Consider the following 23,371-nt stretch of genomic DNA (forward strand, 5'->3'; position numbering starts at 1 on the left):
CTACCAGTCATAATAGGGATGGTCTTTTACGATGGAAAAGCAAAATGGACCTCACCAATGGATGTAAAAGACAAGATAACAGAGATAAAAAACATGGAAGAATACTTAATAAAAGCAAATTATGAACTAATAAATTTAAGTAATATAAAAGAAGAAACGATAATAAACATGAAGAAGGCACTAGGGGTAATTTTATTAACGGACAAACCAAACGTAAGGGTAAAAAACGCGGAAGAGTTGCTAAAGATTATAAATAAAGATATATTATTGAAATTACCGGAAGAAGAAAAAGAGAAATTTGATAAACACAGAAACGCATTCATAGAACTGTTCGGAAAGAGGACAGATTACAAAGAGATAGAAGAAAGGTTCGAAGAGCTAAAAGAAATGGAGGTGCCAAAAATGTTTAACACATTAGAAGAGATAGCAAAAAGAGACAGAGAAAAAGCTAAATTGGAAGGTGTAAAAGAAGGTGAAAGGAAAGGAAAACTTGAAGAAAGGGAAAGATTTATAAAATTCATCATAAAAAACCTAAGCAAAAGATTCGGTACCCAATTAACCGAAGAGATAAAAGTTAAGATAAGAAAAGCGGATGAAAAGACGATAGATTACATAGGAGACAATTTATTAGAAATAACCATAGAAGAACTAAAAGAGTTACTTAAATAATTTCTGAAAAGACGCCCAAGATGGGCGTTTTTTTAATTAAAAATTGCTGATAATTTCCACAAACTCTTCTCTTTCTTCTCCTTCAAAAACACAAAGAGAAACAGCAAAGGGTCTCCTCTGTAATTCTTTATTAATAAATATTTGAAGGCAATTAAAAAACACTTGAAAATCATATGGAAAAGCGTACGATTAAAATGAAGGGTTGGATTATTTATATTAGTCTTAAATTAAAAGAATAAGTCAAGGGGTAAAAGAGGATCAAGGGATTTTTTGTTGTTTTGTCGATCACTGTTGAATTATAAAATTAAAACTCAAAAAGTTGACATTTTTTGCAATATGTGTTATAGTTAAATATAACAACAAAACATTGGAGGTGATTGTAAATGTCCAGGTACAATTATTTGTTAAAGCTTGTCTTTGCCGCTGTTTTTGGTATTTCGGCTCTTTTTACGCCTTCTCTCTTTTTGAAAATCATTTTCTCGACAATTGCGATTGTTTTTCTGGCTCTTAACCTGAAAAGCTTTAAAATCTTGTTTGTTATTTTAGCGGTAGTTTTATTTGTGATTCCAGCAAGTATATTTTCTTATTTTATAGACTCGCATATAGATTGGGATAATATATGGAATAATATTTTCAACTGGGAAGAATTATATAACCTAAACGGTTATAGCTACAATTCTAATATTAAAGCTATCCAACCTGATATCTACATAGAAAGGGCTGGAAACCTACAAATTAATGGAATAAATTATGAAATAATTTTTGATGAAACGTCTGACCAGATTTACATTCCTAGTCAAATTAATCGTATGAGAAATGAAGATACTTTAACTTTAACATCAGACGTTCAAGATCAAAAATATATCATAGTAATTGGCTCAAAAGTACCCTACAAGAGTATAAGGATAAACTCAACAGGTTTGAATGTAGAGGGGAATTTAGAGGTAGAAAATTTTGATTTAAATACCACTGGACTTAATTTCAATACGACGCTTGAAGCGAGTAATCTTTCGATAAATTCAACAGGTTTAAGTCTTGATGGTGATATACACGTGGGCAACGCTGAAATCAATGCATCAGGGATTAGTTGGAAGGGCTTGGTAGAAGCCGAAGAGTTAACGCTAAACTCTGCTGGTATGGAAATTGATCTCTCAGTAATTAACGCAGAACATATCTATATTAACGGCGCAGCATTGACAGGTACCATAAAATACCTGGATAAATGGGTGGATACGAGGTATTTATCAATTAAAGGGGCTTATGGTAATCTAGAACTTTTAGAACCTTCGAATAATGAAGGAAGGTTAAAGCTCGATACCCAAGGCAGAATTAAGATCAGAAGAAAAAAATATTGAAAGGGTTGTAAATATGCTGTATGAAGTAGATAAACACAGTGGGATACCATCTTATTTACAAATAATGAACCAAATAAAAAAGGAAATAATTATGGGAAATCTAAAAGAGGGTGATCAATTACCACCTGTTAGGGAGTTGAGTACAATTTTCAAAGTCAACATCAACACGATTTTAAAAGCTTTAGATAAGTTAGAAACATCAGGATACATAGAAGCCCAACATGGAATAGGTTTTTTTGTTTCAAAGAATATAGATTTAAAAAAAGGCATTGTTGATGAGATTAGAAATTGTGTAGAAAAACTAAAAAGGGAAGACATAGACTTAGAAACTATAAAATTAATTTTGGAGGAGGTTTGGAAAGATGGTCAATTTTCTGAATAAGTTGGAAGTGTACTTTCAAAAGGAGTTTACTGAAAAAAGTGGAAGAATATTTATATTCTCTTTGATTTTTTTATTTTTCATAACCTTTGATATACCGTTTTTAACGTTATTTTTCATATTCCTTTTCCTTACAAACATGATGGGACATGATTTAAGAAACGGAAAGTTCTCCCTTATAATATCCCTTCCTTATTCATACAGAGAGGTATTCTTCTCATCTTATATACTTTCCCTGCTCTTGATAGTTATACCGAGTTCTATTGGGCTAGCCTTTTTTAACTTTGGAAGTTTGTACTTATCAATTGCACTGTTAAAGATCTTGAGTGTCATAATATTTGCAACCGCTTATTTTGCTATTATTATAATCTCTGTTACATTAGGGGGAGATACCTTTGGGATACCATTTTTGATATTGATTGTTGATGGGATCCTTGGGGGAATTGGTTCCAGTTATGCCGTAAATCCCTATAAATATATTAGTCCATCATATCAAGGGAATGTTTGGGCAAGTTTGATATTTTCTGTGTTTCTTTTACTCATATCTTTATATCTGTTTGAAAAAAGAGGTGTACAAAAATGATAGTAGAAGTGAAAGACTTAGTTAAAAGTTTCAATTCAAAACCGATATTGAACAAGATCAATTTTAACGTAAATGAGGGTGAAATCTTTTCTCTAATAGGTCCCAATGGTGCAGGGAAAACAACAACTTTGAGATGTCTATACGGTGAATTGAAACCAAACAATGGTGAGATAAAGCTTTTTTCTGAAAAAATAACTCCTAAGATAAAAGCAAAGGTTTCGGTGATGACAGAAGATAGATTGACATTTTCTAATTTTAAAGGAAGTGATTACCTGAAAATTTGGAGTATGTTGTATCCTAACTTCAACGAGGAAACATTTTCTAATTTTGTTTTACATTACAACCTCGACATAAACCAAAAAGTGGAAAGATATTCCATGGGTATGAAAACATTGTTTTATTTGGCACTAACAATATCCAGTAACGCCGATCTTTTGCTCTTAGACGAACCAACTCAGAACCTTGATCCCGTTATAAGGTCGGAGGCTTTAAAAATTTTAAGAAATTATGCAAATGAAACGAACAAGACGATAATCATATCTTCTCACGAAATATATGAGCTCGAGGAAATATCCTCATCTTTTGCAATTATAAAAGAAGGTAAAATATTATATACAGACGATATGGATTCTGCTAAAGAAAAGCACAGGATGATAAGAAAAGGTGAACCCATTCCAAGTGGTGAAGTTGTTGCTAACTTTGAAGAAGAGGTATTGGTAAAAACTGAAGAAGAGATTGGAAGATTTGCGACATTTAACGAAATTGTTCTGGGATATTTAAGAAGTATTCAAGCTTTCACCCCTTTTGAAATTAAAAAATAACGGTTCTCTTTCTTCCTTTTCAAAAAGATAAAAAGAAAGAATGGATGCTTTTCTGACAAGGTATCTCCACATATGATATAATATTTTAGATACCAGTAAAATAAAAGGGGATGAATCTGATGAAAGTCAAAGAAATAATATTTTTAGTAGAAGAAGATCCAGAAAGTGGATATAACGCTAAGGCTTTGGGAGAATCAATTTTTACAGAAGGATCGACCTTAGATGAGCTTAAAGAAAATATTAAAGATGCTATAAAATGTCACTTTGATAAAGAAGAAGACATTCCTGATATTATAAGATTGCATATTATAAAAGAAGAGACATTCACATATGTCTAAAGTTCCAAATCATAAATTTCTAAAAATAGGTACGTTAAATAACATATTAAGAGATGTCTCAGAATACTTAAAAATCACGAAAGACCAGCTGGTAGAAGAAATTTTCAAAAAATAAAAAATTTGTTCTCTCCCACAAAGTGTGGATAGAGAAAAATTAAATATGAGCAAATGATTAAATAATCTGATATCATGTAGGAGAAAATAAAATACATAAGCGATATATTAAGCAATTACAAAAACATAGAAAAGTTATTCTTAGAAAAAGTGAGGGTCCATTATGTATTATCTAAAAAGTCAAAGGTAGTGTTAAACTTGAAGTCAAACAAAGTTAACACTACTTTTTTTCTATGTATTAACATTAGTAGTAAAATTGGTAGAATAAAAAAGAATCTATGTAGGGGGGGTGAATTAAAATAAATGTTTTGATTAAAAATTGTAGGATTGTGGATGAAGAGAAAGATTTATTTGGGGATTTGTACATTAAAGATGGGAAGATAGAAAATTATGGCAAGGATTTGAATTACGATGCATATACTATAGATGCCAAAGGTTTGGTTGTTATGCCTGCTTTTGTAGATATGCATGCGCACTTCAGAGATCCTGGTTATACTTATAAAGAGGATTTACATTCTGGAAGTTTAGCTGCGTTGAAAGGCGGATACACATGTGTGAATCTAATGGGTAATACCAATCCTATATGCAGTGATATGAAAGTTGTTAATTATGTGTTGAACAAAGCTGAGGAGTTAAATTTAATCGATATTCACCAAACGGTTTCTATTACAAAGAACTTTGATGGAAAATCTTTAGAACATTTGGATTATATAGAGGATAGTGTGAGGTTAATATCCGATGATGGAAAAGGTGTTCAGTCAAATTTGACTATGTATTTAGCGATGATAAAGGCAAAAGAGAAAGGTTTAACTATCATAGCACATGAAGAAGACAATGAAATAGTAACGATAGACACGAGACTTTCCGAAAACTTGATGACTTTTAGAGATATATACCTTGCGAAATTGACAGGTGCTTGGCTTCATTTAGCCCACGTAAGCACGAAAGAGGCAATAGAAGGTATAAGAAAGGCAAAAAGAGAGATACAAAATCTTACCTGCGAAGTTACCCCCCACCATTTAGCCTTATACAATTACGATTACAAAGTTAATCCTCCAATAAGAGAAAAAGAAGATGTTTTGGAAATAATCAATGGAATAAAGGATGGAACTGTAGATATTATAGCAACTGATCATGCCCCTCATTCAACGCAAGACAAAGAAAAAGGAGCACCTGGTATCTCGGGGTTAGAAACTGCTTTCCCCGTTTGTTATACGTCGTTGGTAAGAAGTGAAGAAATTTCACTGAATCGCTTATCTCAACTTATGTCTTCAAAACCAGCACAAATGTTAGGGGTTAAAAAAGGAAAAATACAAACAGGATACGATGGAGATGTAGTTATTGTAGATTTAGAAAAAAAGGTTAAAATCAACAAAGACGAATTTTTATCCAAAGGCAAAAATACACCTTTTGATGGGATGGAATTTTATGGAGAAGTTATAGCAACAATTAGAAAGGGAGAGATCAAATATAAAAAGGGGAGTGTCAAATTTGATAATAGATAGATTATTCAACGAGGTTGAAAAAAAGGGGAATGTTTGTGTAGGATTGGATACCCATTTGGATTATATACCGGTTAACTTAAAAGAAAAGTATCAAGATATTGATGAAATTTTGTTTGAATTCAACAAAGAGATAATAGACAAAACATATGATTTGGTACCCGTCTATAAATTACAAATAGCATATTATGAAGCATACGGCATAAAAGGTCTTTTAGGGTATAAAAAAACGATAGAGTATTTGAGAAGTATAAAAAAGATAACAATCGGGGATATAAAAAGAGGAGATATTTCATCCACTGCTCAGATGTACGCTAAAGCTCATTTTGAAGGGGAGTTTGAGGTTGATTTTGTAACCCTAAATCCATATCTTGGTTTTGATACCTTAACCCCTTACCTTAAATACATTGAAAGTGGAGAAAAGGGAGTCTTCGTACTTCTAAGAACATCGAATCCAGGAGCCAAAGACATACAGTATTTGAAAATATCTCCAAAAGATGAATATCTTTATTACATTGTTGGGGACAAACTCAATGAAATAGGGGTTAAGTACCGAGGGAGTTGTGGCTACAGTTCAATAGGTGCGGTTGTAGGCGGGACACATGTTGATGAAGCAAAAGAAATTAGAAATAGATACAAAAATATGTTCTTTTTGATCCCTGGGTACGGTCATCAAGGGGCTACGGGAAAAGACGTTTCCCTTTATTTAAACAAAGGTAATGGCGGCGTTATCAACTCTTCAAGGGGGATAATTACCGCTTATAAAAATTACAAGGATGGGGACCAAAGGTTTGCAGATTATGCCAGAAAAGCAGTACTTGAAATGAGGGAGGATATACAAATTGAAAGAAGGGTATAGGGAAGTAGATATTTCCTCTAATACTGAAATCGCAAAAGATATATTCGAGTTGAAAGTTCAGATCGAATCCAACGACAGTTTGGGTGATCCTGGACAGTTTTATATGCTGCGTAGTTGGGATCTGGATCCTCTTTTGTCTAGACCTTTTAGTATATGCAATGTAGAAGAAAACGTTGTGACTTTTTTGTACAAAGTTGTTGGGCGAGGAACTAATTACCTATCTAAACTAAAACCAAAAGATAAGTTAAAGCTTTTAGGTCCCTTGGGAAATGGTTTTAATTTGAATGTGAGTGGAAAGGTCGCCTTAATTTCAGGTGGTATCGGCATAGCTCCAATGATTTATCTTGCAAAAAAGTTGAAAGCTGAGATAGATTTTTATGCCGGATTTACAAATGAAGTTTATTATATGGATTACGTACAAAAGTATGTGGATAAGATCCATATAACGACCGATGATGGTTCTATTGGTGAAAAAGGTTTCATAACGGATATCTTCAAACCAGAGAAATATGAAGTTGTTTACACTTGTGGTCCCTCCCCTATGATGAAAAAAGTAGTTGAAAAATGTGAAAATAAGATTCCTGTTTTTGTCTCTATGGAAAATGTCATGGCTTGTGGTATGGGGGCATGCTTGGGATGCAGTATAAAGACAAAATCTGGGATGAAAAGGGTATGTAAAGAGGGGCCTGTTTTTAAGGGAGAGGAGGTATTTTTTGATGATTGATACCAAAGTGAACATCGCTGGGGTAGAGTTTAAAAATCCTGTAATAGCTGCTTCTGGGACTTTTGGTTTTGGTAGAGAGTTTTCAGAATACTTCCCCATCTCAAAATTAGGTGGACTATCCACCAAAGGACTAACTTTAAGGCAAAGAGAAGGAAATAGGGGTGTACGGATTCATGAAACTACAGGTGGCATTATGAACAGTATTGGTTTACAAAATCCCGGCATAGATGCATTTATTGAAGAAGAGCTTCCTTTCCTAAACAGCCGAGATACGGTGATAATTGCCAATGTGAGTGGAAATACGATCGAAGAATACGTTATTTCTGTTGAAAAACTAAACGAAACTGAAATTGACATGATTGAGTTGAACATTTCCTGCCCCAACGTAAAAGAAGGAGGCATCTCTTTTGGTATCAAGGCAGAGATAGCCAACAACGTTGTAGCGCAAGTTAGGAAAGTCTGCAAAAAGCCCCTCATTGTAAAATTATCTCCAAGCGCTGAAAATATAGTTGAAATGGCTGAAAGTTGCGTTGAAGCAGGAGCAGACGCACTATCACTTGTAAACACTTTTCCTGCCTTAGCGATAGATATAACTAAGAAAAAAGCCATTTTTGATAATATAACTGCGGGTCTATCGGGACCTTGTATCAAACCAATCGCCTTGAGAATGGTGTATGAAGTTTCAAAAGCTGTTGATGTTCCTGTTATAGGTATTGGTGGAATTATGGATTATAAAGATGCAATTGAGTACATAATGGCAGGTGCATGGGCTGTGCAAGTAGGTACCGCTAATTTTATCAATCCCAAGGCTTGTGTTGAAATAATTGAAGGTATAGAAGGGTACATGCAAAACGAAGGGATTTCAACTTTAGAAGAAGTAAGAGGGATAATTTAAAGTGTTGGTATTTTAGAATAAGTTGAAATTAACCAATTATGGATATTCTACTTTAAATTTTAAGAGTTGTTTAATGTACTTCTTTTTATACAATTTTTCTTGACTTAAAGTTGACTAATATGGTAGAATTTAAAAGTAAGATATATAAAAAAAGATATCAGATTAGAAGGAGGAAAAGTGATGTCAGCTCTTTTAGAAATACAGGATTTAAAGGCAAAAGTTAGAGATGAAGATGTCGAAATATTAAAAGGCGTTAACTTAACTATAAATAAGGGTGAGATACACGCGTTAATGGGTCCAAATGGGTCTGGAAAGTCTACATTGGCCCATGTTATTATGGGAAATCCAAAGTACCAAGTTACCTCAGGAGATATCTTATTCGAAGGGCAATCCATTTTAGATCTTTCTACAGATGAAAGGGCTAAACTAGGTTTGTTTATGTCTTTTCAGACTCCTGAAGAGGTTGAAGGTATAAAAATGAGACAATTTTTGATTAATTCTTTCAGAAACATTCATAAAGAAGATAAAATTACACTATTGGAATTGAATAAAGTAATTTCCGAGTTATCTCAAAATTTAGATCTCAACGGAGAATTTCTGGAGAGATATATCAATACAGGGTTTTCTGGTGGTGAAAAGAAAAAAAGCGAAATACTACAAATGGGTTTTCTTAAACCAAAATTGAGTATATTAGATGAGATAGATTCCGGTTTAGATATTGATGCCTTGAGGATAGTGGCAGAAAACATCAACAGAGTAAAAACTGAAGATATGGGCATATTACTGATTACCCACTATCAAAGAATCTTGAACTTTGTTATTCCAGATTACGTGCATATATATATAGATGGGAAGATAGTTAAAACGGGATCAGAAGAATTAGCCAAAGAAATAGAGGAAAACGGTTACTCAACGCTAGAGCAAGAGATGGGAATAACTATTTCCGAGAGGTGAAATTATGGCAAAAAATGAAAATGTTAACATAGAAGATTTGTTGGTAGACCAGAGCAAATTTGATTTTAGAAATCCCGAGACGTACGCCTACAAAACCATTCCAGGATTAAACGAGAAGGTGGTTCAGGAAATATCCGAGCAAAAAGAAGAGCCTGCCTGGATGAGAGACTTACGTTTAAAATCTTTACATATATTTGACACATGGAGAGATCCTCGATTCGGGGTTGATGTTTCTGACTTAGATGTAAGTAAAATCGTTGCATACATTAGGCCAAAGGCAAAAAAGTCTACATCATGGGATGAAGTTCCTGCCGAGATAAGGGATACTTTCGATAAACTAGGAATACCAGAGGCAGAAAAAAAGGCTTTGGCCGGCGTTGGAGCACAATACGATTCTGAAATCGTTTATCAAAATATAAAAAAAGAACTTGAAAATTTGGGAGTTATATTTCTAAATATGGAAAGTGCCGTTAAAGAATACCCGGATTTAGTTAAAGAGTATTTCATGAAGGCAGTAGCTCCTACCAACCACAAATATGCTGCTTTACATGGTGCCGTATGGAGTGGAGGAACATTTTTATACATTCCAAAAGGTGTAAAGGTTCCATTGCCACTTCAAGCCTATTTTAGGATGAATAACCCGGGAATGGGGCAAATGGAGCATACGATAATCGTTGCCGATGAAGGTAGCGAGGTGGCATTCATAGAAGGTTGTTCTGCTCCTTATTATGAAATAACAAACCTCCATGCAGGGATGGTAGAAATATATGTAAAAAAAGGCGCCAGGGTAAAATATGCAACGATTCAGAATTGGAGCAAAAATACATACAATTTGAATACAAAAAGAGCAATAGTTGATGAAGATGGTATAATGGAGTGGGTATCAGGCTCTTTGGGTAGTCATAAAACGATGATATACCCATCTTCAATACTCAAAGGCAAAGGAGCGAAAACGGAAACTAAGGCGATCACTTATGCCGGGCCAAACCAACACATGGATTCAGGATCAAAAGTTTTCATGTTCGCGCCATATACCAGTGCAAATGTCGATGCTCGAAGTATAAGTATCGGTGGTGGTTGGGCTTTTTACAGAGGATGGTTGAAAGTAGGAGAAAACGCCAAAGGTGCAAAAGCTTCAGTATCTTGTCAAGCATTGATGCTTGATAATGAATCTAAAAGTGATACGGTGCCTCTTATTGAGGTTTACACTGATGATGCAGATGTTGGACATGAAGCTCGCATAGGTAGAATCAAAGAAGAGCAGATTTACTATTTGATGAGTAGAGGGTTAAGTGAAGCTGAGGCTAAAGCCATGGTGGTTAGAGGTTTTGTAGAGCCTTTTGCAAAAGAGCTTCCATTAGAGTACGCTATTGAATTGAACAGATTAATTAATTTAGAAGTAGAATCAAGCATAGGATAACATTTTTGATCGAAATAGTTATAACAAGGAGTGAACAACCATGGAGACAATTTTTGAGAAACCTATAGATATGAGGCATAAAGATCTAAAAGCGGTTGAATGGCAAATTCCCCAAATTACACCAAAAAGAGATTACGGGGATTACGAATTTCAAGCATCCTTGGAACACATTTCTAATGAATTGTTAAAAACTTTCAAAAATTATAGATACGAAGCTTACAAAAATTGGGGTTTCCCTAAATGGAAAAGAACTAAATTAAATGGGTATGAGCCAGATAAATACGTTTCCTTTGTTCCTGTTAGCTCAAAAGGAAAGATATTAGGGTTGAATGGAATCGACCAGGATGGAATAGAAATCTTAGCCAAATACGATTTTGAAGGTGCTCATAGAAAATTTTTGTTGATGGCTGAAGCTTTTTCTAATACAGGTTTTTATCTAAAAACCAACGAAGGAGAAGAAAGAGAACCGATTATTTTAACGTATGATTGGAAGTTCCCAATATACGAGACCTCAGTTTATAACATAAGTCCATTCTCTAAAGCCACAGTAATTAGGTATTTAATGCCCAGCAAAAATGAAAAGTTATTTAGAACGACTTCAAATAGAATAGTAGTAAAGGAAAATGCTTCTTTAGAACTGATAAATATAAATTTATGTAACGATGACAGTTTGAACATTGATAACACCCTTATTGAAGTGCAAAAAAATGGAAATGTTGAAGTCGTTGATATAAATATTGGTGGAAGAATTACCTCCCCACATATTGTGTTCAGACTTGCCGGCGAAGGCGCACAGGCTCACTTATTTCCTTATTTTTTGGGAGATAAGGATAACGTTATTGATATGCTTTATTTAATGAGGTTCTATTCACCTGAGACAACTGGAGCAATCGATGCCAAAGGCGTTATAAAAGATGAATCAAAGGCGATATTCAGGGGTTTTCTTGACTTGAAAAAAGGTGCAAAGGAAGCTAATGCGTCCGAATCAGAGTACACTTTAACCCTTTCTGAAAAAGCCAAAGCAGAAGCGCTCCCCAGTTTGTTGGTAGATGAAAATGAGGTAAATGCAGCACATGCTGCTACGGTGGGCACTATTGAAAAGGAAAAATTATACTATCTGATGACTCGTGGATTCTCTTTGGAAGAAGCAAAAAAATTAATCTCTTCAGGTTTGTTTGAATCCGCTATAGACAGAATTAAAGTTTTTGATGAAGGGATGAGTCAGGTGGTAAAAGATGTTATCTTCCAAAGAATATGAGGAGATATTTCCAGCTTTAAAAAGAAAAATAAATGGGCATAAATTGGTCTATCTTGACAATGCTGCCACCACGTTAAGGCCAAAAGAAGTTATGGATGCTGTAAATGAATACAGCCTCAACCATCATGCCAACGTCCATAGATCAACACATACCTTAGCAGCTGAAGCGACTCAGTATTATGAAGATGCAAGAAGTAAAGTTGCAAATTTCATAAACGCTGAAGCCGAAGAAGTTATTTTTACAAAAGGTGCGACTGAATCTCTTAATCTTATAGCTTATTCCGTTGCAGTTTCAAATATTTTGCAATCTGATGACGAAATTTTGATATCTACAATAGAACATCATGCAAACTTTGTTCCCTGGCAGCAAATATCTAAAATTTTTAATTTAAGGATAAAGTACTATTCCGCAAAAAATGGAATTTTTGATTTATCCGATTTTCTCAAGCATATTACCAACAAAACTAAGTTAGTAAGTATTACCGCTTTGTCAAACGTTACTGGTCAACTTATTCCAGTTAATACTTTAATCAAACAGATTAGAAATATCAGAGAAGATATAATTATTGTTGTGGATGGTGCCCAAGCTGTACCTCACTTGCCTATCGATGTAAAGCAGATGGATTGTGATTTTATAGCCTTTTCTGGTCATAAGATGCTCGGACCTACGGGAATAGGTGTGTTGTATGGTAAAAGAAAGTATTTAAACATGATGACCCCTTTTTTGTTTGGTGGAGAAATGATCGATAAAGTTTCTACCGATGAGACTACTTTTAACGTGTTGCCTTACAAATTTGAGGCGGGAACTCCAAACGTTGACGGGGCCGTAGGATTAGCTAAAGCCATAGAAATACTTGAAAGTATTGGCAGGGATAATATTCAAGAACATGATAAACAACTCACCTCGTATGCATTGAAAAAATTAAAAGAGTTAGATTTTTTAGAAATATTCGGCCCTCAAGACGAAACGCAGCAGTCAATAATATCCTTCAATATGAAAGGTGTTCATCCACACGATGTAGCGCATATGTTGAACGATTTGACTGGAATAGCAATTAGAAGCGGTCATCATTGTGCACAGCCATTGATGAAAGATTTTGGTACAACCGCCACTTGTAGGGTAAGTTTTTATTTGTATAACGAAGAAGAAGATGTTGATAAATTATGTGAAGGATTAAAAAAGGTTTGGGAGTGGTTAAAATAGGTTTAGAAGAACTTTACTCTGATATAATATTGGATTATGCAAAAAATGAGAGGTACAAAAAAGAGATACAAAACGCTAAAAAAGCTGAAGGGAAAAATTTATCTTGTGGAGACGAGATAACCCTTTATTTAAAAGTAGAAGATAATATAATAAAAGAAGTTACTTTCACAGGGCATGGCTGTATTATAAGTCAGGCAAGTGCATCGATGATGTGTGAATACCTTGAAGGAAAAACAGTAGACGAGGCAAATAAAATTTTTCAAGAAATTATAAAGATGTCACAAGGCAAAGAATTTGATAAAGAATTAGTAGATGGAATAGAAATTTTTTCTGATATCTCCAAATTTCCTATGAGAACTAAATGCTTCAGCCTTGCTTGGCATACGTTGGATGACGCCCTCAATGGTGGAAACAAGTAAAAATTAAAAAACCGCCTCAGCGAGGCGGCTTTTTTCTTAACTTTCTACAATATCTTTTAGTTGTGCTACTCTGTTTGGATGTCTCAATTTCCTCAACGCCTTAGTTTCTATCTGCCTTATTCTTTCTCTTGTGACGTTGAAGAACTGTCCAACTTCTTCTAGTGTCTTTTGTTTGCCATCTAAAAATCCATATCTCATTTTCAAAACCAAAGCTTCTTTAGAGTTTAAGGTGTCAAGAACTTCCTCCAGTCTTTCTTTCATAATCATTTTTTGAGCTTCTTCTTCCGGGGTTGTTTCTTCGGTACTAATAAAATCTCCTGTTTCAGATTCTTCATCATCACCATTACCGCTAGATATAGGTGAGTTTAAAGAAAGTACATCTTTTGCACTCATTAGGATTTCATTAATCTTATCTTCTGGTTTATCTAGAATTTCTGCAAGTTCTTGTGCTGAAGGATAATCTCCGTTTTCTTGTAAATACTCTCTGATAACTTTGTTCATTCTGTTTATAGTCTCAACTAAATGAACAGGGATTCTAATCGTTCTTGCTTGATCAGCTATGGCTCTGGTAATTGCCTGTCTAATCCACCATGTTGCATAGGTTGAGAATTTGAAACCTTTTCTCCAGTCAAATTTGTCTACAGCCTTTATCAATCCGATATTTCCCTCTTGGATCAAATCCAAAAAAGTCAACCCTCTACCCGTGTACCTTTTGGCTATACTGATAACTAACCTTAAATTTGCCTTTATCAGTTCGTCTCTGGCTTTCTGATCACCTTTTTGAGCTCGTCTTGCTAGTTGCCTTTCTCTGGAAGGACTTAAAAGCTCAACTTTGCTTATTTCTTTGAGATATATTTTTATAGGATCACCTAAAGAAATATTGTCATACATTTTAAGCTCTGTATCCGAAAATAACTCTTCAACCTCTTCATTTTCATATTCCGTTTCATTTAAGGCATCTTTCTCTTCTTCTTCAACTTCTTCTTCTAAAATTTCTATACCTTCTGCTTCCAAAGCCTCGTAAATCTTTTCTATGTAATCACTGTCAATTTCTTCCGATAAATCTGTAGGGATCGCATGATCAATATCGGAATAAGATAATTTATTGCCTTTGTTCTTTGCTTTATTTATTAATAATGAAATGAAAGTATCTACTGATTTTGCTTCTTCGTGGGACTTTTTCACTTTTACTTTAACGGTATCTCCGTCTTTTTCGGCATCTTCAAAATCGATATTCTCTATGCTTTTCATAATTTTTTTCTCTTCTTTCTCACTTATTCTTTTGTTTCTCACTTAATTCCCTCCTTTCATTAAAAAACCAGACTCGCTTTAAAAGCTCTAAAACTTTACAGAGCGCTTCTTAACACCTTAGCACACCCGGAACCGGAACAAGCCCCTTCAATTTAGAAAGTCTAGCAATGAAACTATTTATTTAGACACCTATAATATGATTTGGTTCTAAAAATACATAAAGAAATAAAAATTTTTGGTAAATCTTCTATTAAAAATATTATTTACAATAACTCTAAAGGGTTTTTTTCCACAATTTTTTTTGCCTCTTCTATGTTTAAACCAGCAGACATAGCTACTTTTAAACTAAAATCATAGTCTAAAAAGTCATCTGGCCCGTGCGCGTCACTATTTACAAGTAATTTTGCATCATATTTTTGAGCCAATTTTGCTACATGCCCATTGGATAAACTATGACCCTTTCTGGCACTTAATTCTAAAAAAACTCCATTGCTAGCAGCCAGGGCAACTTCTTCCTCGGTAATTAAACCAGGGTGAGCTAATATATCTACATATTTTGAATTTACAGCGTAATAGTCAGTTTTTTGAAAAACCGGTTCAACTATAGTTTCTCCGTGAACCAATACAACATCTGCACCGTTTTCTTTTGCATATTTTGCAAGTTCATCTATTAAAGAGGGAGGAACGTGAGTAATTTCAACCCCTTTTAAAATCTTGATCCCTTCAAAGAAACTGCTTTCGTTATCAACAAATTTGTTCAAACTACTTAAAACAAAATCAATGTTGGATTCATCCACATGATCGGATATTGCAATGGCTGCATAACCGTGGGTTTGTGCACGTCTTATCTGTTCGCTACATATTAATTCTCCGTCGCTCAAAATTGTGTGTGTGTGAAAATCATAGACTTTATTCAAAAAAAGACCTCCTCATTTTTGTCTTAATAATAGTATACAAATCTTTAATTCTTTTAAATCTAATAGTAACTCATTTACCTTGAAGTTTAACACATTCTATATTATAATAGTAGTGAAAAAAGAAAGATCCCCCTATCCCCCTGAGATAAACCCAGACATTCTTGCCGGATCCCTCGTGGATCCGGTTTTTTTTAATCTTTTTTTGATGTATAATTATATCACAAAAACTTTTAGCTAAATTAAAGAGGTGAAATTATGCTTCATGAGTACAAAGGCAAATATCCTGTTGTTCAAGAAGATGTTTTTTTAGCTCCTGGTTGTCAAATTATTGGAGATGTAAAAATTGCTAAAGGATCTAGTATTTGGTACAATGCCACATTGAGGGCAGATATTGGTTCTATAACCATTGGAGAATTCTCAAACATACAAGATAACTCAGTGGTTCATATCGACACCGAATATCCAACTAAAATTGGTAATTACGTTACTATTGGGCACAACGCTATTATTCATGGCTGTGAAATCTCCGATAACTGTCTCATAGGTATGGGAGCAATTATATTAAACGGTGCAAAGATAGGTGAAGGGTGTCTTATTGGGGCAGGAGCTTTAGTAACAGAAAACAAAATAATTCCTCCCAAGAGTTTAGTTTTAGGGGTTCCAGCAAAGGTCATAAGAAATCTTACTGATGAAGAGTTCGAACAAATTAAAGAACACGCTAAAGAATACTTTAATTTGGCAAAAAGTTATAGCAAAAAATAGTAATGCCCTTTAAACAGGCATTACTATTTCTCGTTCACTTCTTCCACTATTCTTTTAGTATCTTGAGCTATCATTAATTCCTCATCAGTTTTTACTATTAAAATGTCAACATCAGAATCCGAAGCTGAGATAATTCCGTTTTTTCTATTCAACAAAGTATTTTTTTCTTTATCAATTTTAACTCCAAAGAAGTCTAAGTAATCACAGACGTCCATTCTTACATGTTCGTCATTTTCTCCCACACCCGCTGTGAATACCAGCACATCTAACCCTTTTAGTGCGGTTATATAACTTCCTATGTATTTTGCTAAACGATATACATACACATCGTATGCCAACTTTGCCTTTTTATCCCCATTTTCTATTCCTTTTCTGATGTCTCTCATGTCGTTGCTCATTTTACTCAAACCGTAGACACCACTTCTTTTGTTCAACAAATCGTCCACTTCGTCTACGCTGTAGCCTTTTCTTATAAGGAAAAAAACTATTCCTGGATCTATATCTCCACTTCTTGTTCCCATTATCAATCCTTCCAAAGGTGTGAAGCCCATCGATGTATCTATCACTTTTCCTCTGTCGATTGCAGCTAAAGATGCACCGTTACCTAAGTGTGTCGTTATCATCTTTAATTCTTTCATATCTTTTTTTAATATCTCAGAAGCTTTTTGAGATACGTACCTGTGACTGGTCCCATGAAATCCATAACGTCTTATCTTGTATTTTTGATAAACTTCGTAAGGTAAACCATACATGTACGCTTTCTCTGGCATCGAATGGTGAAATGATGTATCAAATACCGCTACTTGAGGTACGTTGGGTAATAATTTTTTAGCTGCTCTTATGCCCATCAAATTGGGAGGGTTATGTAAAGGAGCAAGATCAGAGTTCTCTTCTATAGCTTTAATAACTTCTTCATCTATCAGTACGGAAGAGAAAAACTCTTCTCCTCCGTGTACTACCCTGTGCCCAACCGCATCTATCTCATTTAATTCTTTTAAACATCCATATTCAGGATCAGTGATCAATTCCATAGCTTTTTTCAACGCTTCTTCATGGTCTTTTATCTTGGTTATGTTTTTGTACTCTTTTCCTTCGTTTTCTTGTTCAATATCTGATTCTTGCTCCCCTATTCTTTCAACCAACCCTTTAACCAGACAACTTTCGTTTTCCATTTCTAATATTTGATATTTTAAGGATGAACTTCCGGAGTTGATCACTAGTATTTTCATTCGAAATCCTCCTGTTAATATTTTTGGTTAAAATAAAAAAGTACAACCATGGAAGCCATGGCTGTACTTTGAATTAAGCTTTATTAGCAGAACCTAAAAGCTCCAATCTATCTGAAACAACCTTTTTCACATAAGACTTTGCCGTTTCCATGTATTTTCTAGGATCAAACTCTTTGGGATTGTTCTGCAAGAATTCTCTTAATCCTGCAATAAAAGCCATCCTAAGGTCAGTATCTGTATTTACTTTATTTATACCTAATCGAACGGTTTCTTTCAATATATCTGAGGGTACACCTTTTGATCCTCCGAAATCAGCTCCATAATTTTCAGCTATTTCGACCATTTCTTGCACAACACTTGAAGCACCGTGTAGTACCAAAGGCATTTTTGTCAATTCTTTAACTTTTTTCAATCTATCAAAGTCTAATTTAGCTTCTCCTTTAAACTTAAATGCTCCATGGGAAGTGCCAATAGCCGGAGCTAGAAAATCAACTTGGGTTTCCTCTACAAAATATTTCGCCTCATCGGGATTAACTAGAACAGATTCAGCTGAAGCAACGTTGTCTTCTATTCCAGCTAACTTTCCTAATTCTGCTTCCACTGAAACACCTGCTGCATGAGCTATTCTTACAATATCTTTTGTGGCTTTTAGATTTTCTTCCAATGGTTTATCAGATGCATCTATCATTACAGATGAATAACCAGCTTTAATTGCGGATATTATATATTTAAAATTCTTCCCGTGGTCTAAATGCAGAGCGATTGGTATATCTAAAGAATCTGCAAACTCTCTAACCATTTTTACAAACAGGCTTGCTCCTCTCAAAGGATCACCCATGCCAGCATACTTCATTGCTCCTTCACTTGTTTCGATTATCAGAGGAGATTTTTTCTCTATCCCTCCTTCAACTATAGCTTGGAGAAACTCAAGATTGTTAATGTTGAAAGCTGCAACCGCATAGTATTCCTTATTCGCCTTTTCTAAAATATCCTTTGTATTTACGTAAGGCATAATTTGTTTCCTCCTTTTATTGAATTTTTGTTATTATTTTTAGAGTCTCTAAAACTTTAGTAGCGCCCTTTTTAAGTTACTTCTTTATCTTTTAATTGTCTTTCTAGTACTGCCTTTTCTAGTAGTTCTACAAGCTCTTTTGCTTTGTTATCAACTTCTTTTTCTTTTAAAATTTCTTCAGGTGAAAGAGGTTCATTATAATAATCCTCATTGGCATTATCATCTGGTCTTATGTAAGCTCCTTCAACAGAAACTCCAGCGTAGAAGCCCTTTGCAATTGAATAAGAATAAATGGAGGCTTGTAATTTATAATCTAAATCTGCAGAAAGCTGTCTACCCAATGGTCCAGCAGAAATACCGACTGAACCTCCTAAGGTAAAGTTGTTACCCATGAACCCTTCCATTCCTTTTTCATTCATTACTACTAAAATTAACGCTGCGGATTGTACACCTATTTGTGCTCCCCAGCTTAACCCATATATGTTTACAAATGATGGACCGTACCATTTTCCTGTCTCACTATCTTTTCTTAATACAATACCTTCACCATACTGCCCACCAACCATATAACCCAATTTATAAAATGTGGGAAAAATTACTAAGCCTTCTGACATTTCTACTAATTGAACAAAAGCCCCGCTATCTGGTTTGGATAATAACTCTTCTACAGCTAAGAGCGCTCCTTCTACGGTATCTTGAGCAGTGGCATATAGGCTAAATGAAAACAGTAGGATAATGAGAGTTGCTAAAATACTTCTTTTCACTTTTCGTCCCCTCACTTTTAAAACTTTACTTTCTTTAGAAACTTTAAAGCTGATTAGTTTGATAAAAAGTTTTTCTTTTTCGATTATCTCTTAATATTATATCAAATAAAAAGATTATATAAAAACGATGTATTTATTACTAAATAATAATGGCTACGAGTCCCATAGCAAAACAATAATACGAAAAATACTTTAGCTTTCCAACCAGTACCGTTTTTTTCAGTAGATACAATCCCAATAAGCCAAACAAGAACGCAGATAACCCTCCTAAAATTACCCAAGGAGTAAAAGTTACCTTATTTATTTCAAAAATACCTGCTCCAAAGGTTACAGGAAGGCTCATCAAAAAAGAATATTTTAAGGCATCTTCCCTTTTTGTTTTCATTAAAAGGGCGCCAAACAATGTTGCACCGCTTCTAGATATCCCTGGAAATATTGCAATAGCTTGCATGAGACCTATAACCAAAGCATCAACATAGGTTATTTCTGTTAAACTCTTTTTACCTTTCAGTGTGTCAGAAATTAATAAAAAGACGGCTGTTACCATTAAAAAAACTCCAACCAATGTAAGAGAAGAAAAGGCTGATTCGATCGAAGATTCCAAAGTGAAACCTACAATAGCAGCCGGAATCGAAGAAATGATTAATTTAAAGATTAGAGTAAGTGATTCTTTTTCCCATTTAAAGAGTCCTTTGATCAAATTGGCAACTTCTTTCCAAACAAAGAACAATACTGCAAAAAAAGTGGATAAATGAAGAAGGGCGAAATACGGCACGTTGGTGTCGATGTTCATAAATGATGAAAATATTGCAAGATGACCAGAACTGGATACTGGTAAAAATTCTGTTAGACCTTGGACAATTCCTAAAATGATTTCTTTCACTTTTTACCTCCTAGTATGATAGATTTTTTAATTGTTTTTCAACTTTTCTTTTAGATATTCTAAAGCTAATATATACCCATAGAATCCTAGTCCAGATATGACCCCATCGCATGAGGAAGAGGTAACAGATGTCTGCCTAAAACTTTCCCTTGCCATGATATTTGTTAGATGAACCTCCACTTTTGGCACATTTACAATTTCTAAGGCATCTCTTATCGCATAAGAATAATGTGTATAAGCACCAGGATTGATTATTAAAGCTTCAAAATCCAATTTTTGAATTCTATCAATGATTTGACCTTCCGAATTGGATTGAAAAAACTCAACATCTATACTATTATTTTGTGCAAAATGGTTTATCTGGTCTTTTAAATCTTCGTAGGTTTCAGTTCCATAGATATCTTTAGGACGTTTCCCTAACATATTCAAGTTAGGACCGTTTATTATCAGAATCAAAAGATTTCACCTTCTTTTATTGTGATTTCTTCTATTATAATATTTCCTGGTGACTTTAAAATTGGCATTTTTATTTTTTGATTTGCCCCTATTTTTTTGTCATTTGATAAATAATAATATATGTCTTTTTCATCTATTTGAATGTTTCTAACTTTTTCAGGAACAAGTGCTTCTAATGTATCTTTAATTTCTAGATAATCTTTTTCTTCCAAATATTTTTTCTTGTAAAAAAACTCTATTTCTTTGATCAAACCCCATCCAACCGATAAGCCATGTGCGATTCCTGTAGTGGCTTCAAAAGCGTGACCTAAAGTGTGTCCAAGATTCAAACAACTTCTTAACCCCGTATCTTTGAAATCTTGTTCCACTATACGAAGTTTTTCCTCTATGGATCTCTTAATAAAAAAAGATAATTTATCTAGATTCCTATTAAGTATTTCTTGCAAATTCTCTTTAAAATACTCATAAAAATCATTCCCTGAGATCAATGCCATTTTATAACCTTCGATTAAACCTTCTATGAATGTTTCTTCATCTAAGGATAATATAGAAAGTGGATCTATAACCACTTCTTTGGGTAGGTTTATTGTTCCAACGACATTTTTGTATTTTTTGAAATCTATTCCATTTTTTCCCCCTATTGCGGCATCGATCTGAGAAAGAAGTGTGGTAGGGTAAAAAGAAAATTTCATTCCTCTTTTGTAAGAGGAGCCAACAAAACCCGTAAAATCGGTTATAGTTCCTCCGCCAATCCCAAGAAGCAAATTATCCCTAGAGACATTGTTTTCAAGGAGATATTCGTAAGCCCTTATTACAAAAGAAATGTCTTTTGTTTTTTCCCCATTTGGTAAGACAAGTTTTTTCTGTGGTAGGTATTCTCCGTATAGTTCATTGACCTTTTCGCTGGTAAAAACTATCGAATCTGAGGGGAGAGACTTTAGGCTTCCTGCATTTATTGATACTTTTTGAAAAGATGAATCTATTTCAGCAGTGTTTTTGATATCGTATTGGTAGAGAATTTTGGCAACCGATTCCCATTCAGTCAAATTTGTAATATCTACCGTTTTGAATTGTTCATACAATTCTTTTCGATCTTGGTATATCTTTATAATATTTTCTTTGTTGTTTGCAAGAAGGGGCCTATTTTCTAAACTTACGCGATCTTTAAGCTTTTCAGGATCCACTTTCAGGTATAAGGCATTTTCTTTTTTCAATATGGCTCTGTTTTTAGGGTTTAAGATTATTCCTCCTCCAGTTGATACAACTAAGGATTGAGTGTTTTTAGTTAATTTTTCGAGAATGTCGGTTTCCAATTTCCTGAAGTATTCTTCACCGTATCTTTCAAAGATGTCTTTTATTTTAAGATTTTCATTTTTTTCAATTTCTTCATCTATGTCGATATGGGGTATGGAAAGAACTTTTGAAATCTTTTTTGCGAGGGTTGTTTTACCTGACCCCATCATACCTACCAAGAAGATTTTCATCGAATATCACCCTATTTCTTGAAGTATCTATCTTTTATGAGTTCAATATTATCGTTTCCAAATCCGTCTATAATTTCTTCCATTAATATAATAGCTAGAGTACATTCTGTTATTACAGTCGCAGCAGGAATAACAACAGAATCAGATCTTATATAAGGTGCTTCTTTTGGTTCTTTTGTTTTAAGATCAACAGAAGGAAGAGGATTTGCAAGTGTAGAAATAGGTTTGAAGTAGGTAGTAACTATTATATTTTCTCCATTAGTTATTCCTGCTTCTATGCCACCTGCGTAATTCTTTGTTCTGTGTATAATACCATCTTCAACTTTGAAAGGATCTTGGAATTCAGATCCAGGGATACTCACATCTTCTTTGCCTATAAAAACCCCTTTCACAGAAGGGATCGACATAAAGTATTTTCCTATTTTTGAATCAACTCTGTTCAAAACATCGGCGTAACTTCCCAATCCAGGTTTCACATTTGTGGCGAATGTTTTTACACTGCCTCCCAAGGTGGTTGCTTTTTTTAGGGCATTTTCTTTTATTTCTTCCATCATTTTTTCAGAAATATCTTCAAAAGGACATTGAACTTCCGATTCATTTCTTTTTTGAATATAGTAAGTGAAATCTTTTTGGATTTCTTCGAACCTTTCTTCTTCAACACTGACTTTTCCGATCGATTTTACAAAACTCATCGTTGTAATACCGAAATTTTCAAGAACTTGTTTGGCAACGCTCCCTATCGCTGTGAGTACACTTGTCCAGCGCGCGCTGTTTCTTTCCGTGTATATATTCAAGTCATCTAATCTGTATTTATACCAACAGGAATAATCCCCATGTCCAGGCCTTGAAATATGTCTTTCTTCTTTAATGGGATTTTTTGCTTTGTTGTTTATAATTAAAACCAATGGAGCTCCAGTAGTTATTCCCTCCCATAATCCGGAAACGATGATTACTTCATCTTTTTCTAATTTCATCCTGTTCCCCCGGCCGTACCCTAACTGTCTTCTTCTTAGATCTGTGTTTATTTTTTCTATATCTATCTTTAACCCTGATGGTATTTCTTCTATTAATCCAATCATCTGTGGACCATGTGAATCTCCAGCTATCTTTACTTGCATT

At 34.3% G+C, this 23,371-nt stretch carries 26 protein-coding genes; 17 read left to right on the forward strand and 9 right to left on the reverse strand.

Translation table 11 applies throughout. The annotated features are described in order from the left end of the window. The 16 genes from BZ25_RS10425 to sufU form a co-directional block, all read left to right on the forward strand. The coding region (locus BZ25_RS10425) for an Rpn family recombination-promoting nuclease/putative transposase (protein ID WP_233552339.1) at positions 1-669 on the forward strand (669 nt) is incomplete at its 5' end. Positions 670-1,052: 383 nt separating this feature from the next. Then, a complete protein-coding gene (locus BZ25_RS02010; protein ID WP_121514809.1) occupies positions 1,053-2,024 on the forward strand; it encodes a hypothetical protein in 972 nt (323 codons plus the stop codon). A 13-nt stretch (positions 2,025-2,037) separates the two neighbouring features. Further along, a complete protein-coding gene (locus BZ25_RS02015) occupies positions 2,038-2,406 on the forward strand; it encodes a GntR family transcriptional regulator (protein WP_121514808.1) in 369 nt (122 codons plus the stop codon). Next, positions 2,387-2,986, forward strand: coding sequence for an ABC-2 transporter permease (locus BZ25_RS02020; protein WP_121514807.1), 600 nt, complete (start codon positions 2,387-2,389; stop codon positions 2,984-2,986). The genes BZ25_RS02015 and BZ25_RS02020 overlap by 20 nt, the downstream gene beginning before the upstream one ends. Then, positions 2,983-3,807 carry an ABC transporter ATP-binding protein gene (locus BZ25_RS02025; protein ID WP_121514806.1) on the forward strand — a complete coding sequence of 275 codons (825 nt, stop codon included), beginning with the start codon at positions 2,983-2,985 and terminating at the stop codon, positions 3,805-3,807. The genes BZ25_RS02020 and BZ25_RS02025 overlap by 4 nt, the downstream gene beginning before the upstream one ends. Positions 3,808-3,926: 119 nt before the next feature. Continuing rightward, complete coding sequence (locus tag BZ25_RS02030; RefSeq protein ID WP_121514805.1) at positions 3,927-4,145, forward strand: 2-oxoisovalerate dehydrogenase; 219 nt, start codon at positions 3,927-3,929, stop codon at positions 4,143-4,145. Continuing rightward, entirely contained in the window at positions 4,138-4,260 is a 123-nt protein-coding gene (locus BZ25_RS10535; RefSeq protein WP_255415870.1) for a hypothetical protein, read from the forward strand. Before BZ25_RS02030 ends, BZ25_RS10535 begins: the two co-directional genes overlap by 8 nt. Positions 4,261-4,558: 298 nt before the next feature. Then, entirely contained in the window at positions 4,559-5,764 is a 1,206-nt protein-coding gene (locus BZ25_RS02035) for a dihydroorotase (RefSeq protein ID WP_121514804.1), read from the forward strand. Next, complete coding sequence (gene pyrF, locus BZ25_RS02040; protein ID WP_121514803.1) at positions 5,751-6,620, forward strand: orotidine-5'-phosphate decarboxylase; 870 nt, start codon at positions 5,751-5,753, stop codon at positions 6,618-6,620. Before BZ25_RS02035 ends, pyrF begins: the two co-directional genes overlap by 14 nt. Beyond that, the gene (locus tag BZ25_RS02045) at positions 6,604-7,344 is read left to right on the forward strand and encodes a dihydroorotate dehydrogenase electron transfer subunit (protein ID WP_121514802.1); all 741 of its coding nucleotides are present in this window, start codon (positions 6,604-6,606) and stop codon (positions 7,342-7,344) included. Before pyrF ends, BZ25_RS02045 begins: the two co-directional genes overlap by 17 nt. Next, a complete protein-coding gene (locus BZ25_RS02050; RefSeq protein ID WP_121514801.1) occupies positions 7,337-8,239 on the forward strand; it encodes a dihydroorotate dehydrogenase in 903 nt (300 codons plus the stop codon). Before BZ25_RS02045 ends, BZ25_RS02050 begins: the two co-directional genes overlap by 8 nt. Before the next feature lie 180 nt (positions 8,240-8,419). Continuing rightward, entirely contained in the window at positions 8,420-9,193 is a 774-nt protein-coding gene (sufC, locus tag BZ25_RS02055) for a Fe-S cluster assembly ATPase SufC (protein ID WP_103065231.1), read from the forward strand. Positions 9,194-9,197: 4 nt separating this feature from the next. Continuing rightward, on the forward strand, positions 9,198-10,613 hold the full coding sequence (sufB, locus tag BZ25_RS02060) for a Fe-S cluster assembly protein SufB (RefSeq protein WP_103065230.1): 1,416 nt from the start codon (positions 9,198-9,200) through the stop codon (positions 10,611-10,613). A 40-nt stretch (positions 10,614-10,653) separates the two neighbouring features. Next, positions 10,654-11,871, forward strand: a complete 1,218-nt coding sequence (locus BZ25_RS02065) for a SufD family Fe-S cluster assembly protein (RefSeq protein WP_121514800.1) — start codon at positions 10,654-10,656, stop codon at positions 11,869-11,871. Continuing rightward, positions 11,849-13,075: a cysteine desulfurase gene (locus BZ25_RS02070; RefSeq protein WP_121514799.1), complete on the forward strand. Its 1,227-nt coding sequence runs from the start codon at positions 11,849-11,851 to the stop codon at positions 13,073-13,075. Before BZ25_RS02065 ends, BZ25_RS02070 begins: the two co-directional genes overlap by 23 nt. Beyond that, entirely contained in the window at positions 13,063-13,494 is a 432-nt protein-coding gene (gene sufU / locus BZ25_RS02075; RefSeq protein ID WP_233546331.1) for a Fe-S cluster assembly sulfur transfer protein SufU, read from the forward strand. The genes BZ25_RS02070 and sufU overlap by 13 nt, the downstream gene beginning before the upstream one ends. Positions 13,495-13,530: 36 nt before the next feature. On the opposite strand, the gene rpoD is transcribed toward sufU, so the two are convergent. Beyond that, positions 13,531-14,787 (reverse strand): RNA polymerase sigma factor RpoD, encoded by a 1,257-nt coding sequence (rpoD, locus tag BZ25_RS02080; protein WP_121514797.1) that lies wholly within the window; start codon positions 14,785-14,787, stop codon positions 13,531-13,533. Positions 14,788-15,008: 221 nt separating this feature from the next. Beyond that, complete coding sequence (locus tag BZ25_RS02085) at positions 15,009-15,662, reverse strand: histidinol phosphate phosphatase domain-containing protein (protein WP_121514796.1); 654 nt, start codon at positions 15,660-15,662, stop codon at positions 15,009-15,011. 255 nt (positions 15,663-15,917) lie between these two features. Here BZ25_RS02085 and BZ25_RS02090 point away from each other — a divergent pair, with 255 nt between their 5' ends. After that, entirely contained in the window at positions 15,918-16,424 is a 507-nt protein-coding gene (locus tag BZ25_RS02090; RefSeq protein ID WP_121514795.1) for a gamma carbonic anhydrase family protein, read from the forward strand. Between the two features lie 23 nt (positions 16,425-16,447). On the opposite strand, the gene BZ25_RS02095 is transcribed toward BZ25_RS02090, so the two are convergent. From BZ25_RS02095 to aroC, 7 genes are all read right to left on the reverse strand, one after another. Continuing rightward, a complete protein-coding gene (locus tag BZ25_RS02095; RefSeq protein WP_121514794.1) occupies positions 16,448-17,653 on the reverse strand; it encodes an acetate kinase in 1,206 nt (401 codons plus the stop codon). 73 nt (positions 17,654-17,726) lie between these two features. Beyond that, the gene (gene fba, locus BZ25_RS02100) at positions 17,727-18,665 is read right to left on the reverse strand and encodes a class II fructose-1,6-bisphosphate aldolase (RefSeq protein WP_012208480.1); all 939 of its coding nucleotides are present in this window, start codon (positions 18,663-18,665) and stop codon (positions 17,727-17,729) included. Between the two features lie 71 nt (positions 18,666-18,736). Further along, on the reverse strand, positions 18,737-19,429 hold the full coding sequence (locus BZ25_RS02105; protein ID WP_121514793.1) for a lipid-binding SYLF domain-containing protein: 693 nt from the start codon (positions 19,427-19,429) through the stop codon (positions 18,737-18,739). A gap of 139 nt (positions 19,430-19,568) precedes the next feature. Next, the gene (locus BZ25_RS02110) at positions 19,569-20,312 is read right to left on the reverse strand and encodes an undecaprenyl-diphosphate phosphatase (RefSeq protein ID WP_121514792.1); all 744 of its coding nucleotides are present in this window, start codon (positions 20,310-20,312) and stop codon (positions 19,569-19,571) included. Positions 20,313-20,339: 27 nt separating this feature from the next. Continuing rightward, positions 20,340-20,768 (reverse strand): type II 3-dehydroquinate dehydratase, encoded by a 429-nt coding sequence (aroQ, locus tag BZ25_RS02115; RefSeq protein ID WP_121514791.1) that lies wholly within the window; start codon positions 20,766-20,768, stop codon positions 20,340-20,342. Beyond that, positions 20,765-22,252 carry a bifunctional shikimate kinase AroK/3-dehydroquinate synthase AroB gene (gene aroB / locus BZ25_RS02120; protein ID WP_121514790.1) on the reverse strand — a complete coding sequence of 496 codons (1,488 nt, stop codon included), beginning with the start codon at positions 22,250-22,252 and terminating at the stop codon, positions 20,765-20,767. The genes aroQ and aroB overlap by 4 nt, the downstream gene beginning before the upstream one ends. Positions 22,253-22,263: 11 nt before the next feature. Continuing rightward, positions 22,264-23,370, reverse strand: a complete 1,107-nt coding sequence (aroC, locus tag BZ25_RS02125; protein WP_121567229.1) for a chorismate synthase — start codon at positions 23,368-23,370, stop codon at positions 22,264-22,266. Between the last annotated feature and the right edge of the window lies 1 nt (position 23,371).

This window comes from Petrotoga sp. Shatin.DS.tank11.9.2.9.3 (assembly GCF_003665005.1).
Classification (GTDB): Bacteria; Thermotogota; Thermotogae; order Petrotogales; family Petrotogaceae; genus Petrotoga; species Petrotoga mobilis.